This window comes from Phocaeicola sartorii JCM 17136 = DSM 21941 (assembly GCF_054653615.1).
The window spans coordinates 445092-458372 of record NZ_BAAIFW010000006.1; the positions used below are offsets into that span (position 1 = coordinate 445092).

The 13281-nt window shown below is 44.1% G+C and carries 15 protein-coding genes, 1 tRNA gene and 1 pseudogene; 14 read left to right on the plus strand and 3 right to left on the minus strand.

Annotation, left to right across the window (positions count from 1 at the left end):
* Positions 1-6: 6 nt before the first annotated feature.
* From lpxK to ACYQ0C_RS18930, 8 genes are all read left to right on the plus strand, one after another.
* Positions 7-1107, plus strand: coding sequence for a tetraacyldisaccharide 4'-kinase (gene lpxK / locus ACYQ0C_RS18895; protein ID WP_016277462.1), 1101 nt, complete (start codon positions 7-9; stop codon positions 1105-1107).
* Complete coding sequence (locus ACYQ0C_RS18900) at positions 1070-1879, plus strand: purine-nucleoside phosphorylase (RefSeq protein WP_016277461.1); 810 nt, start codon at positions 1070-1072, stop codon at positions 1877-1879. The genes lpxK and ACYQ0C_RS18900 overlap by 38 nt, the downstream gene beginning before the upstream one ends.
* 8 nt (positions 1880-1887) lie before the next feature.
* Positions 1888-2928, plus strand: a complete 1041-nt coding sequence (gene thiL, locus ACYQ0C_RS18905; protein ID WP_016277460.1) for a thiamine-phosphate kinase — start codon at positions 1888-1890, stop codon at positions 2926-2928.
* A gap of 118 nt (positions 2929-3046) precedes the next feature.
* A tRNA-Phe gene (locus ACYQ0C_RS18910) sits at positions 3047-3119 on the plus strand.
* Positions 3120-3369: 250 nt separating this feature from the next.
* Entirely contained in the window at positions 3370-4587 is a 1218-nt protein-coding gene (locus tag ACYQ0C_RS18915) for a site-specific integrase (protein WP_016277459.1), read from the plus strand.
* Between the two features lie 123 nt (positions 4588-4710).
* Positions 4711-5907, plus strand: coding sequence for an ImmA/IrrE family metallo-endopeptidase (locus ACYQ0C_RS18920; RefSeq protein ID WP_016277458.1), 1197 nt, complete (start codon positions 4711-4713; stop codon positions 5905-5907).
* 2 nt (positions 5908-5909) lie between these two features.
* Positions 5910-6419, plus strand: coding sequence for a hypothetical protein (locus ACYQ0C_RS18925; protein ID WP_016277457.1), 510 nt, complete (start codon positions 5910-5912; stop codon positions 6417-6419).
* 67 nt (positions 6420-6486) lie between these two features.
* Positions 6487-6759, plus strand: a complete 273-nt coding sequence (locus ACYQ0C_RS18930) for a hypothetical protein (RefSeq protein ID WP_232430221.1) — start codon at positions 6487-6489, stop codon at positions 6757-6759.
* Positions 6760-6895: 136 nt separating this feature from the next.
* Here ACYQ0C_RS18930 and ACYQ0C_RS18935 read toward each other — a convergent pair.
* A pseudogene (locus ACYQ0C_RS18935) lies at positions 6896-7178 on the minus strand (helix-turn-helix domain-containing protein).
* 4 nt (positions 7179-7182) lie between these two features.
* Complete coding sequence (locus ACYQ0C_RS18940; RefSeq protein ID WP_016277454.1) at positions 7183-7470, minus strand: helix-turn-helix domain-containing protein; 288 nt, start codon at positions 7468-7470, stop codon at positions 7183-7185.
* A gap of 339 nt (positions 7471-7809) precedes the next feature.
* On the opposite strand from ACYQ0C_RS18940, the gene ACYQ0C_RS18945 reads away from it, so the two are divergent.
* From ACYQ0C_RS18945 to ACYQ0C_RS18970, 6 genes are all read left to right on the plus strand, one after another.
* Positions 7810-8118 carry a helix-turn-helix domain-containing protein gene (locus ACYQ0C_RS18945; protein ID WP_016277453.1) on the plus strand — a complete coding sequence of 103 codons (309 nt, stop codon included), beginning with the start codon at positions 7810-7812 and terminating at the stop codon, positions 8116-8118.
* Positions 8099-9331, plus strand: a complete 1233-nt coding sequence (locus ACYQ0C_RS18950; protein ID WP_016277452.1) for a virulence-associated E family protein — start codon at positions 8099-8101, stop codon at positions 9329-9331. The genes ACYQ0C_RS18945 and ACYQ0C_RS18950 overlap by 20 nt, the downstream gene beginning before the upstream one ends.
* Before the next feature lie 309 nt (positions 9332-9640).
* Positions 9641-10642, plus strand: coding sequence for a toprim domain-containing protein (locus ACYQ0C_RS18955; RefSeq protein WP_172681599.1), 1002 nt, complete (start codon positions 9641-9643; stop codon positions 10640-10642).
* Between the two features lie 156 nt (positions 10643-10798).
* Positions 10799-11182, plus strand: coding sequence for a MobC family plasmid mobilization relaxosome protein (locus tag ACYQ0C_RS18960; RefSeq protein ID WP_007653828.1), 384 nt, complete (start codon positions 10799-10801; stop codon positions 11180-11182).
* A complete protein-coding gene (locus ACYQ0C_RS18965; protein WP_016277450.1) occupies positions 11148-12071 on the plus strand; it encodes a relaxase/mobilization nuclease domain-containing protein in 924 nt (307 codons plus the stop codon). The genes ACYQ0C_RS18960 and ACYQ0C_RS18965 overlap by 35 nt, the downstream gene beginning before the upstream one ends.
* A 4-nt stretch (positions 12072-12075) precedes the next feature.
* Positions 12076-12801, plus strand: coding sequence for a hypothetical protein (locus ACYQ0C_RS18970; RefSeq protein ID WP_016277449.1), 726 nt, complete (start codon positions 12076-12078; stop codon positions 12799-12801).
* 42 nt (positions 12802-12843) lie between these two features.
* Here the strand turns inward: ACYQ0C_RS18970 and ACYQ0C_RS18975 are convergent, their stop codons facing one another.
* Complete coding sequence (locus tag ACYQ0C_RS18975) at positions 12844-13176, minus strand: helix-turn-helix domain-containing protein (protein WP_005645903.1); 333 nt, start codon at positions 13174-13176, stop codon at positions 12844-12846.
* Between the last annotated feature and the right edge of the window lie 105 nt (positions 13177-13281).

Sequence of the window (13281 nt, forward strand, 5' to 3'; positions counted from 1 at the left end):
TTGCGCATGGAAGGTAATCTTATCAAAATAAACAAGTGGCTATATCCGGTTTCATGGCTTTATGGAACCGGTGTATGGCTGCGTAATAAATTGTTCGACTGGGGGATATACAAAGAACGCAAGTTTGATATCCCGGTCATCTCGGTGGGCAACATCACCGTGGGCGGAACCGGAAAGACCCCCCATACAGAATACCTGATAAGATTATTGCAGAAAGATTACCAAGTGGCCGTACTGAGCCGTGGCTACAAACGCAAATCCAAAGGCTTTGTACTAGCCGGACCGGACACGCCCGTACAGATGACAGGCGATGAACCTTTCCAAATGAAACAGAAGTTTCCGGAGATCTATATGGCCGTGGACCGGAACCGTTGCCACGGCATAGAGCAGCTATGCAACAGTCACGTCGCCCCCGGAACAGAAGTGATTATTCTGGATGATGCCTTCCAGCACCGGTATGTGAAACCCGGCATGAACATCTTGCTTGTGGATTACCACCGGCCGATTTGCGAGGACGCCTTGCTGCCTGCCGGACGAATGCGCGAACCCGAAAGCGGAAAAAGCCGGGCGCATATTGTCATTGTCACCAAATGCCCAGAGGACATCACCCCGATGGATTTGAGAGTCCTGAGCAAGCAAATGGAACTTTACCCCTATCAACAACTCTATTTCACGACATTGACATACGGCAAGCTGTATCCGTTGTTTACAGCAGAACATGCGGTTTCATTGAAAGAGACAGGAAAGGACCAGCATATCCTACTGGTGACAGGTATAGCCTCACCGGCAAAACTCATTCAAGATTTATCACCCTACAATGAGCATATTGACTCGCTGGCTTTCAGTGACCATCATGACTTTACAGCCAAAGACATGGAACTGATAAAAAAGCGTTTCATGAAACTTCCGGAAGGTAAACGCATGATTATCACCACAGAAAAAGATTCAGTGCGGCTGGCCGCCCATCCGCTGATGGACGAGACACTGAAACCTTATATATATGTGTTACCCATTGAGGTATCCTTTTTACAAGACCAACAAGAACTGTTTAACTCAAATATAACCGACTATGTTAGAAAAAATTCAAGAAACAGCAGCTTTTCTTAGAGAAAAGATGCATACCAGTCCCGAAACTGCTATCATACTAGGTACCGGCTTAGGAAGCCTGGTACACGAAATTACCGATAAATACGAAATCAGTTACAAAGATATCCCCAATTTCCCTGTTTCAACCGTAGAGGGACATAGCGGCAAATTGATTTTCGGCAAATTGGGCAACAAAGACATCATGGCCATGCAGGGACGTTTCCACTTTTATGAGGGATACTCCATGAAAGAAGTCACTTTCCCTGTACGGGTAATGCGTGAATTAGGTATCAAAACGCTGTTCGTGTCCAACGCCGCAGGAGGTACGAACGCAGACTTTGAAATCGGTGATCTGATGATAATCAGAGACCATATCAACTTCTTTCCCGAACATCCGTTGCACGGCAAGAACATTGAATACGGCCCCCGTTTCCCGGATATGAGTGAGGCCTACTCCAAAGAACTGATTGCCAAAGCACTGGAGATCGCCAAAGAAAAGGGTATCAAAGTGCAACAGGGAGTATATATCGGTACACAGGGCCCGACTTTCGAAACTCCGGCAGAATACAAGATGTTCCACATTCTTGGAGCTGACGCCGTAGGCATGTCCACCGTTCCCGAAGTCATTGTAGCGAACCATTGTGGCATCAAAGTGTTCGGAGTATCAGTCATCACAGATCTGGGTGTGGAAGGAAAGATTGTGGAAGTTTCACACGAAGAAGTTCAGAAAGCGGCAGATGAAGCGCAGCCGCGTATGACTACCATTATGCGCGAAATGATTAATAGAGTTTAAAAAAAGATATGCAGGAAACAAACAGAACAGAAATAGCCACCTTGGGCGAGTTCGGTCTCATCAAACATCTGACAAAAGATATCGAGTTAAAGAATCCGGAAACCCAATATGGCGTGGGAGATGACGCAGCCGTGCTGGAATTCAAAGACAAAAAGGTTTTGGTGACCACAGACTTGCTGATGGAAGGAGTGCACTTTGACCTGGTCTATACCCCGTTGAAGCATTTGGGATATAAATCGGCCATCGTAAACTTCTCGGACATTTACGCCATGAATGGCACTCCGAAACAAATCACAGTCTCTATCGCACTGTCCAAACGTTTTTGTATCGAAGATCTGGAACAGTTCTATGACGGGCTGAAACTGGCTTGTGAACTACACCATGTAGATATTGTGGGGGGAGACACAACTTCTTCCGTAACGGGGCTCGCCATCAGTATCACTTGCATAGGCGAGGCGGACAAGGACAAAGTGGTTTATCGCAACGGCGCACAGGACACGGACCTGATTTGTGTCAGCGGCGACTTGGGAGGAGCCTATATGGGACTTCAGCTGCTGGAACGTGAAAAGGCCGTCTTCCAAGGAGAGAAAGAGGCTAATCCGGATTTTTCGGGAAAAGAATATATTCTGGAACGTCAGTTAAAGCCTGAGGCACGCAAGGATATTATTGAAAAACTGGCAAAGGCGGGAATCAAACCTACCGCCATGATGGATATTTCCGACGGCCTTTCTTCGGAACTGCTGCATATATGTTCACAAAGCAATACCGGTTGCCGTGTTTACGAGGAAAGAATTCCCATTGACTACCAAACGGCTGTGATGGCGGAAGAACTGAATATGAATGTGACAACATGTGCCCTAAACGGTGGTGAGGATTATGAGCTGCTATTTACTGTTCCTTTGACGAAACATGAACAGGTTTCGGCCATAGAAGGCATTAAAGTGATTGGCCACATCACCAAGCCGGAACTGGGATGTGCCTTGATAACCCGCGACGGACAAGAGTTTGAACTGAAAGCGCAAGGCTGGAATCCACTAAAAGAAAAATAAATTCAGCAGAATAGCACTGATAATAAGCATATTATGTTTTTATCAGTGTTTTTTCTTTAGAAATAGTTTGCAGATTTAAAAAGTTTCACTACCTTTGCAACCGCAAACGAGAAACAATGGTGCCATAGCTCAGTTGGTAGAGCAAAGGACTGAAAATCCTTGTGTCCCCGGTTCGATTCCTGGTGGCACCACTTTTCAAGAAGGCAAAACGATGTAAATCCCTGAATTTCAAAGAAGTTCAGGGATTTTTTTTTCCAAGAATAGGCAAAATTAGTGGGATTGAAGCAAACCATACGTCCTTATTCAAGGGACTGGTTTTAAAAGCCCAGAATGTTCCACCACAAAGCATCTACTTCATTCTTTTACAGCACGTTGCACTATTTTACATAACAGGGTTCTCGGTTCGATTTCCTAACTTTGTATCATTAAAAATTGAGCCGTATGGAAAGAAAAAGATTCAGCGTGTTGTTCTTCATCAAGCGTAGCAAACTGTTAAAAAACGGGGAAGCACCCGTGCGTGTGCGTGTCACTTATGACCGCCTATACGTGGAACTTCAACTAAAGCGGAGTATCAAAGTCTCACTTTGGTCGCAGGAAAAAGAGAAATCGACAGGCAAAGACCGAAATTCAGTCGAACTTAACCATTACATTGACGCCCTGCGTGTGAAATTCTATCAGATTTACCAAGACTTGGAACTGGAGGGAAAGATTATCTCCGCACGTGCCATAGTGAACCGCTATCAGGGAAAGGACGAAACTTTCAAGACATTGTATAATGTATTCAAGGAACATAATGACAACTGCCGAAAGCTAATCGGGACGGACTATGCCGACATCACCGTAAGACGTTACGACAATTGCCTTAAATACCTCATGGAACTGGTTAAACGGAATTACAAGGTAGATGATATACTGTTGCGTGAGGTAAACGGGGAATTGGTGCGTAAATTCGATTTATACCTAAAGACAGAAAAGCATTGCGCACAGAATACCGTTATCCGGTACATGAAATGTTTCAAGAAAGTGATAAACCTTGCCATTGCCAACGAGTGGCTGACAAAGAACCCGTTTGCAGGAATCAAGTTTCACGAGGTGGAGGTGAACAAACAGTTCCTAAGCCAAGCCGAGATAAACCGGATATGGCAGAAAGAGTTCAGGATTGAACGGCTGGAACTGGTACGGGATGTTTTTATCTTCTGCGTATATACCGGGCTGGCATTCATAGACGTGTATAACTTGCGCCCCGAACACGTTTCAGAGGACAGCAACGGCAACCTGTGGATAGTGAAACCCCGTGAAAAGACAAACAACCTCTGTAACATCCCGCTTTTGAGCATTCCCAAACAGATACTTAAAAAGTATAAGGATAACCCCTACTGCATGGATAAAGGAACTTTGTTGCCCGTTCCCTGCAATCAGAAGATGAACAGCTACCTGAAAGAGATTGCCGACCTGTGCGGTATCAAAAAGAACCTGACCACGCACACAGCCCGGCACAGTTTCGCTTCGGTTATTGCGTTGGCTAACAACGTGTCACTGCCGAACGTGGCTAAAATGCTGGGACATTCATCCACCCGAATGACACAGCATTATGCAAAGGTATTAGACCAAACGATACTAAGGGATATGCAAGCCGTTGAAAAACAACTATCTGTATAACAAAAGATTACTTAATACATACTTATAGAACTAATACTTCCTAAAATTGTGAGGAAAATTTTCCTCACAATTTTAGGAAGTATTGACCTATTTCTTTATATTTGCAGAAAATTTTCTGCAAATATGGACAATATAGACATAGAACTTAGTAAAGTAATTGATGCAGCTGTTCAATCTTCAATCGATATAGGTCAGGTTGCATCCTTAAAGGATTTGTATAAAGAAAAGAAAAATTCACTAAACTTATCAGATAGGCAGATTCAAAAAATTTTAGGAATGGATTCTAAAACTATAAATCCTATATTAAATGGAACTGCTAAACAAATCAATTTCATAAATGTAGTAAAATTGGCTCATTTTTTAGGTCTGTCTGTTAATGACCTAATAAAAGTTTACGTACCAGAATTAGCTCCTAAACAAATAGGAGAAATCCAACGAGCAAGAGAAGCAGGATATATCGTTGAAAATTTTGATGTATCTATCCTTGTTAAGATGAAGTTTTTTAATTCCAATGCTTCATCTAAAGATATGAGTGATAAAATCAAACGTTTTTTTGACATTGATAATATTTACAGTTACTCGGAAAATTCTTTGCTTCCCGTTTTTAGTCGCTCTAAAAGAAACTCGAATGATTTAATGCGTAATTTTTGGATACAATCTGCGTTTATCCAATTTAAATCTATTGCAAATCCCAATCCATACATAAGAAAAGAACTAGTTGAACTAATACCCAAAATCAGACCATACACAAGAGATATAAAAAATGGTCTAATTAGAGTGCTGAAAGCACTATTTCGTATTGGGGTCACAGTTATATATCAACCAAGCTTAGAAAAAATACAAGTTAGAGGAGCTACCATGATAATAAATGATAAACCATGTATTGTACTTTCTAATTTACAAAATAATTATCCTACATTATGGTTTACTCTTTTACATGAACTACATCATGTACTTTTTGATTTTGATGAAATCAAAAAACAGACGTATCATATTAGCAATAATGAGGGAGACATATTTTTAATGAATGAAGAACAAGCAGATAATTTTGCTTGTGAATATTTATTAAATGAATCCCGATTAAAATTTGCATCAGGGTATATTACATCACATTATAATATTGAAAAACTAGCTAAAGAATGGGGAGTACATACCTCTATTATATATGCAATGTATTGTTATAAAACCAACGAATGGGCTTTTTATAATAAATATATACCTAAAATGAATGAAGCCTTAGAGCTTATAAATACTCACCCATTTGAAAAAGAAACGTTAATGGAATCAGTACAACAAATCAAAGAGTTTTTATACAATTAATTATGGAAGAAAAAAAGAAAAAAAAATCTCAGGAGGAATTAGAAGAACTCCAAAGGAAACAAGAACAAGATTTAGAGCGTGCAGCAATTTTAATGAAAGCTGATGAAATCAAAGAAGAAACATTTGATTTTGATGTAAACGGTCAAATCGAACTCAAAAATGAGTTGGCAGATATGGTTTTAGAACAAATCGATGACCCTGAAGCTAAATATAATTTATATTATAATGTTGTCAATCGTTTATTAAGAAAATATCTTCCAAAAGGCGATACATATAAAGATGCGAGAGATTTGATTTATGAAGAAAAGAACACATTTTTAACTCGTGGACACAGAAAAGATGCACAAGGTATAAGAGGAGCAGACGGAAGAATGTCCTATATTTCAGATATAAATGAGCTTGTTAACATTATCACTGAATGGATTTCAAACAAAGGAACAATGTTTGATTTATATACTCAAATTAGGGATTTGAATATTTCTAAAGGATATGGTGCTCCACAGTCAAAATAAAATGAATAGAGCTATATATATACTCATAATCTCTATTTTAACCTTTCTTTGTTTACACAGTTGCACTGTGGATATTGACCCTAAAATAGCTAATACAGCCTTTGGGCTTACAGCTATAAAATACGAATATATAATAATGATTTTAAGTTTATGCAGTGGCATCTTCTGCATTATTGGAGGTATTATACTTACTATTTTAGGGTTTACTGGGAACATCAATTGGATTATTGAAGGAACAGATTTTACATCAAAATTAATAAATGCTTCTCCTGGAGTTTTACTAATGGTAATAGGAGCCTTGATTATTATTTTTAAAAGATTGAAAATAAGAAGTAAGTAAATAGAAAAGCCAGCAACACAGTTTTCAAGAAAACATGATTGCTGGCTTTCAATCAATCAAACAATATAGAAAACAAGATAGCTATATTTCAAGAAAGCAAGACATCAATAAAACAAGATTTCATGTTTTCAAGATTTCATTTTCTGTAATGCCTTTCCAGCAGGTCTAAAATCTCGCTTTCACGGTAGATGATTTTTCCCGGAAGCTGCACGTAACCCAGCAGCCCCGTGTCCCTGTAATCCTGCAACGTCCGTTTGCTGATGCAAAGCCGTCTGCACACTTCATCGCCCGTCAGGTAGTGTTCACCGTTCAATACCGGGCGATAGTTCATTACCACGTACTCCACGTTTTCCAATACCCTGTCGAGGGAAGAAAAACAGTACCAGCGTGGTTTCGGAGTCTTTCGTTATCAAATCCATACGCCTACTTTTTAGAATTGTCCCTTACTTGGTCGAGCAGAAAGGCTTCCACGTCCGAAGCCTTGTAGTAAATCTTGCCGTTAACCTGCGAGTAAGGCAGTTTTCCCGTGTCACGGTAGGTCTGCATCGTCCGGGCTGAAACGTTCAGCAGGCGGCAGGTCTCGCAGTTATCCAGCCATTTGTCACGCTTCCTGCGTAAAGGCACGCAGAGCGCATCCACACGTCCCACAAAGTTTTCAAACCTCTGTTTCCATAGTTCAAACGTTTTCTTTTCAATCGTCACTATTTCCATAACCGATATATTTATTCTTGTCAATACTCCGTTTTTCTTCACTGGTGCAAATATATAAGGCTGAATAATAGGTTGTTCCCCTCTGTCCGAAAATGACCTTGCGTGTCCGAAAATGTCCACTGCCAACCCAAAAACAACATGAAAGAAACGAACCGATAACAAAAAAACTGTTTTTTCTCCACTCCTTACATAAGTAAGGTAATGAACACAAAGCCGTTTTCTATTTGCCGACATTAATTTGGTGCAGAGCGAAGCAAAGCGATTCCAAACGGCTGACGCTTTGTTTTTTACCGATTTTTCTTATTTTATTTGTGGTGCTAATTCAAAAAATAAGCACTTATGAACAATCCTTTCGAAGAAATTTTCAAACGGCTGGAGAACATCGAAAAGATGATTGCCCCGGTCACGGGCGCACAGCCCGAAGAACGGCAGGACGGAAAAGAGCCTGTGTTAGTCAAAATATCCGTTGCCAGCGGTATAACCGGGTATTCGGTCAATTACCTGTATCATTTAGCCGGCAAGGGGATGATACCGTGTGTCAAGCGTGGGCGTACTCTGCGTTTCGACATGGAGGAACTCAAAAAGTGGATGCAGCAGCAGTATGTCCCGGCTTCTAACAGACTTCCCGATGAAAAAGAAAAGAGGTGATGAAACACGGCATATCGAGGGCTGGCAGTCAAAGAACGAGCGCATCGAAAGCCTGTTGAACGTCCTGTACGATTTCCGGTTCAACACCGTAAAGAGCCGGACGGAATACCGGGCTGCGGGCTCTTCGGACTTGTACCAGCCCGTTACAAAATTCGCCCTGAACACTTTCAGGCGCAGGCTGGACGCAACGGCTGACATAGCCACCTCGACCGACAACATACGCATGATACTGGAAAGCGACTTCGCAAGAAAGGCTCACCCCATACAGGAGTATTTCAACGCCCTGCCGCTTCTCAATCCAGCCGAACACGGGCATATCGGCAGGCTTCTGAACACGGTACAGGTAGCCAACCCCGGCAAATGGGAGGAATATTTCACGAAATGGCTTATCGGTGTAGTAGCCAACGCGATGAACGACACGGGGTGTCAGAACCATACTTGTCTGGTACTGACCGGGGACAGGCAGGGGCAGTTCAAATCGTGGTGGCTGGACAACCTTTGCCCGACACCGCTTAAGAACTACCTGTTCACCGGGAAGATAGACCCGCAGGGCAAAGACATCCTGACACTGATAGCCGAATACCTGTTCATCAACATTGACGACCAGCTAAAGGAACTCAACAAGCAGAACGAGAACGCATTGAAGAACCTTATCACCACCCCGGCGGTGAAATACCGCAGACCGTATGATATTTACATCGAGGAATACCCCCACCTCGCCAGCTTCATGGCTTCGGTGAACGGCAACGAGTTCCTGACCGACCCGACAGGCAGCAGGCGTTTTTTGCCGTTCGAGGTGCTGCACATAGACAAGCCCACGGCAGAAAATATTCGCATGGATAACGTCTATTCCGAAATCATGTACCTCTACCGTCAAGGCGTGCGCTACTGGTTCAATGATGCGGAGATTGAAGAACTGCACCTGACAAATGCGGAATTTGAGGTACAGACAATCGAGTTTGAGATGCTTACACAATACTTTGAGAAGCCGACAGAGGAGGAAGAAGCCCTGTTCTTCATGACAACGGCACAGGTACTCGCATACCTGCGTAATATATCCCCCGTCCAGCTATCCGAAAAACGGCTGGGCGAATCATTGCGGAAAATCGGTTTCAAGCGGGTACAGAAGCGCATCAACAACAACCATTATCCGGTATACGGGTACAGGATAAAGCCCGTTCCGGCTTCCCGTACAGGGGATGATTACGGATAGAACCGGAATGTAGTAGCTTCTACATATTGTCTTATATATACATAACAATCTAATAAACAACAGTTTACCAATTATGTAGTATGAAGTAAGATAGAATCCCAAACTTTTGGAAAATCCGGGAAAAAGAAAAAACGGCAATATGATATATAGAATATATTTATTCCTTTTTTAAAGGATAAATAATTACTATGTTACTACATGTACTACAATCCGTTGAAAAAGAAAAAGATAGATGTAGTAGTGTCCCGTGCTTCTTCTTACTCGCTTCTTGCTTCATTATTACTATCGTTAAATAAAAAAATAAAGATTATGACCTACAAGGAAGCCAACAATATCAGTATCAAGGATTACTTGAACTCTTTGGGAATCCAGCCCGTCACGGAAAAGGGAAGTTACGGGATGTACCGTAGCCCCTTACGGGAGGACAACACACCGAGTTTCAAGGTGGATTATAACGCCAATCTATGGTGTGACTACGGAACTGGCGAGGGCGGGACGCTCATCGACCTTGTGATGAAGCAGAACGGGTGCAACGCCTACGGTGCTATCTGTCGGCTGGAACAGGGCGACACCGCCTCTTTTTCCTTTCACGGGAAAGATCTGCCCGAAAGGGACACGAAAAGGCAGGCTGCCAGCCCGATAGAGATACGCAGAATACAGCCGTTACAGAATCCGGCACTCATGCGCTACTTGCTGGAAAGGGGGATTTCCCCCGGAACGGCAGCCCCATACGTGCAGGAAATGTATTACCGCATCGGTGGGAAGCCTTATTTTGCGCTGGCATTCAGGAATGATTCAGGAGGTTACGAGCTTCGCAATCCCCGTTTCAAGGGCAGCACATCGAAAGACATCACCCATATAAGGCAGCAGGGAGAGCCGAGAGATACCTGTTTCGTGTTCGAGGGCTTTATGGACTATCTTTCATTCCTCACTATCCGGCAGCGGGAAAGCCCGGGTATGCCCTGTACCGACTGGCAGGATTACGTTATCCTGAACTCCACCGCCAACGTAGATAAAGCCTTATATCCGCTGGCTGGTTACGGGCATATACCCTGTATGCTTGACAATGACGAGGCAGGCAGGAAAGCCGTTGAAGCCATAAGGCAGGAATACAAATGGCGTGTACGTGACGCATCACACCTGTACAGCGGTCACAATGACCTGAACGACTATCTGCGTGGGATAAAGGCAAGCCAGCCGGAAAAGCGGGGCTTTGAAAGCAGGATGAAGCAGCCCGGCAACATATCCCAGCCAGAGCAAGGCAACAGACAAAATCCGGGTGAAAAAAGAAAGAGAGGGCTAAGGATGTGACCTGCAAGGCTGACGGCATGAACCGACGGCAGGCTGTGTGATTAGGGAGAGCAAGGTTATGTTTCGGTAGACCGAAACACCTTGCTTTGCTTGACAGCAAAGAAAATTTCTCCCGTTGGTCGCAATTTTTAAGATACCACCTAAAAGCAAAAACGTATGACAGGGATAAGGAATAAACCGGGAGGTCGCCCGGCAAAAAGCCGGATAGACAAGCAGAACCGGGTAGTCAGCACGAAGTTGACCGAGTTACAGTTCTATGCAATCAGGAAGCGAGCCACCGAAGCCGGGCTGCACGTCAGCGAGTACGTCCGGCAGGCGGTCGTTTCGGCAGAGGTAACGCCCCGGCTGAACAGGCAGGATGCGGACACTATCCGCAAGCTGGCGGGCGAAGCCAACAACATCAACCAACTGGCGCACCGGGCGAATGCCGGAGGATTCGCACTGGTAGCGGTGGAACTGGTGAAACTCAAAAACAGGATTGTTGAAATCATAAACCGGTTGTCGGATGATTGGAAAAATAAAAAAGGGAAGCGGATTTAAGGGCTGTGTAAATTACGTGCTGGGCAAGGAACAGGCTGCCTTGCTTCATGCGGAGGGAGTGTTAGCGGAAAGCAACCGAGACATCATACGCAGTTTCATTCTGCAAGCCGGGATGAACCCCGACCTGAAAAAGCCTGTCGGACATATTGCGCTAAGCTATTCCCCAGTGGACGCACCCAAGCTGACAGACGGGAAAATGATACAGCTTGCGCAGGAGTACATGCGTGAAATGAAAATCACCGATACGCAGTACATCATCGTGCGCCACCAAGACCGGGAACATCCGCACGTGCATATCGTGTTCAACCGCATAGACAACAACGGCAAGACCATTTCGGACAGGAACGACATGTACCGTAATGAACAAGTATGCAAGAAGCTGAAAGCCAAACACGGGCTTTATTTCGCTAAAGGCAAGGAGCATGTAAAGCAACACCGTTTGAGAGAGCCGGACAAATCCAAATATGAGATTTACAACACAGTAAAGAATGAAATTGGGGAATCAAGGAACTGGCAGCAGTTACAAACCCGGCTGGCAGAAAAGGGTATCGGGATTCATTTCAAGTACAGGGGACAGACTGGCGAAGTGCAGGGTATATCCTTTTCCAAAGGCGAATATACGTTCAAGGGTTCGGAGATAGACCGCAGTTTCAGTTTCTCCAAGCTGGATAAATGTTTTGGGGATGTGGGGCTGAACACTACCGAAAGCAACCGACAGACGATTTCCGCACCTGTTCAGGAGCTATCGCAGACACCGGGCAAAGCCGACAGTCCGTTACTGGCAGGCTTGGGCGGTCTGTTCTCTACCCCGTCCTCTCCGGCTGATGATACGCCCGACAATCTCGGTGAAAGAAAAAGGAAGAAAAAGAAACGACACTTAAAATTGTAGGAACATGGAAGAAAATTTAATTTTGGAGGGGCTTCTCTCTATGGTTACGGAACTGAAAGAACGGCAGGAGAAGCAGGTAACGCCAGCCAGCCGGGAGGAAACGATTAACCGACTGGACGTTATCGAACAGCGCATTTCGGAAATGCAAGGTAAATCCGGCATTACTGAAAACACGGTACGGGAGATTCTAAACCAAATCGGCAGTATCGGAAAAGGGCAGTCCGAGAACCAAAAACAAGACCTTGAAGATATAAAGGGGCTTATCGTGACCTCGCACCGATATTTCAAGGAACGGTTAAAGGTGTTGTTCCCGGCTGATGATACAACGACAGGGGAAGCAATGCCCGTTTCATGGTACGGCAAACTGACATACCGGGTAACTCCCTATTTGAAACCCAAGTTCTTTCTTCTTTCAGCAGGGATAATCATTTGTCTTGTGTCGCTTGCATTGAATGTGCGGTTTATACAAAGAATGCAGCGGTTACAGGACAACGATATAAAATACCGCTATATCCTGATGAAAGGAAAGGCAGACGGCAGCAGCCTTGATTTGCTGGAAACGAGGTTCAGCAGGGAACGGGACAACGATTTCATCCGAAGCCTGACCGATTCGGTGAAAGGCTTTGAATACCGCAGCAGAAAGCAGGCGGAAGCGTTGGAACGGGCAAGGCTGTTAAACGAGCAAGCCGAGCAGCTAAGGGAGCAAGCCGACAAATTAGGCAAGCCATAAAACAAAAGCGAAACCGGAACAGAACCGCCCCGGCTTTTTAATTCACTTCTTTTTCTTCGTGCAGTGTTCTTTCTCGAACTGGCGCAACGTGGTGACGCTGAACCGCTCCTTGATGAACTCCCGGACATCGGAAGCCTTGTAGTACACTTTTCCGCTGATTGTGAAGTACGGCAGCGCACCGATAGCCCGGTAGCGTTGCAGGGTCTTGATACTTACTTTGAACAGCAGGCACAAGTCCTGATTATCCAGCAGGTTGTCATCTTCGGGCAGCACCCTGTCGGCATTGCGCAGTACCCGTACATCCTTGCAGAGTTCTTCCAGTTTGGCGTACAGCTTCTGCATCCATACGCTGAAATCGTCATTGTCTATATACATGATTGCTTCATTTTTCTGATTATACATTATGGTCTGTCAATCGATTGATGAAGCAAAGTTCAGAAAACAGGTGCAAAGAAATTATAGGGGAACTAATGGAATCCC

Excerpts from the sequence above, each read along its gene's own strand:
- lpxK (WP_016277462.1), top strand. The coding sequence starts at position 7 with ATGGAAGGTAATCTTATCAAAATAAACAAGTGGCTATATCCGGTTTCA.
- ACYQ0C_RS18900 (WP_016277461.1), top strand. The coding sequence starts at position 1,070 with ATGTTAGAAAAAATTCAAGAAACAGCAGCTTTTCTTAGAGAAAAGATG.
- thiL (WP_016277460.1), top strand. The coding sequence starts at position 1,888 with ATGCAGGAAACAAACAGAACAGAAATAGCCACCTTGGGCGAGTTCGGT.
- ACYQ0C_RS18915 (WP_016277459.1), top strand. The coding sequence starts at position 3,370 with ATGGAAAGAAAAAGATTCAGCGTGTTGTTCTTCATCAAGCGTAGCAAA.
- ACYQ0C_RS18920 (WP_016277458.1), top strand. The coding sequence starts at position 4,711 with ATGGACAATATAGACATAGAACTTAGTAAAGTAATTGATGCAGCTGTT.
- ACYQ0C_RS18925 (WP_016277457.1), top strand. The coding sequence starts at position 5,910 with ATGGAAGAAAAAAAGAAAAAAAAATCTCAGGAGGAATTAGAAGAACTC.
- ACYQ0C_RS18940 (WP_016277454.1), bottom strand. The coding sequence starts at position 7,470 with ATGGAAATAGTGACGATTGAAAAGAAAACGTTTGAACTATGGAAACAG.
- ACYQ0C_RS18945 (WP_016277453.1), top strand. The coding sequence starts at position 7,810 with ATGAACAATCCTTTCGAAGAAATTTTCAAACGGCTGGAGAACATCGAA.
- ACYQ0C_RS18950 (WP_016277452.1), top strand. The coding sequence starts at position 8,099 with ATGAAAAAGAAAAGAGGTGATGAAACACGGCATATCGAGGGCTGGCAG.
- ACYQ0C_RS18955 (WP_172681599.1), top strand. The coding sequence starts at position 9,641 with ATGACCTACAAGGAAGCCAACAATATCAGTATCAAGGATTACTTGAAC.
- ACYQ0C_RS18960 (WP_007653828.1), top strand. The coding sequence starts at position 10,799 with ATGACAGGGATAAGGAATAAACCGGGAGGTCGCCCGGCAAAAAGCCGG.
- ACYQ0C_RS18965 (WP_016277450.1), top strand. The coding sequence starts at position 11,148 with ATGATTGGAAAAATAAAAAAGGGAAGCGGATTTAAGGGCTGTGTAAAT.
- ACYQ0C_RS18970 (WP_016277449.1), top strand. The coding sequence starts at position 12,076 with ATGGAAGAAAATTTAATTTTGGAGGGGCTTCTCTCTATGGTTACGGAA.
- ACYQ0C_RS18975 (WP_005645903.1), bottom strand. The coding sequence starts at position 13,176 with ATGTATATAGACAATGACGATTTCAGCGTATGGATGCAGAAGCTGTAC.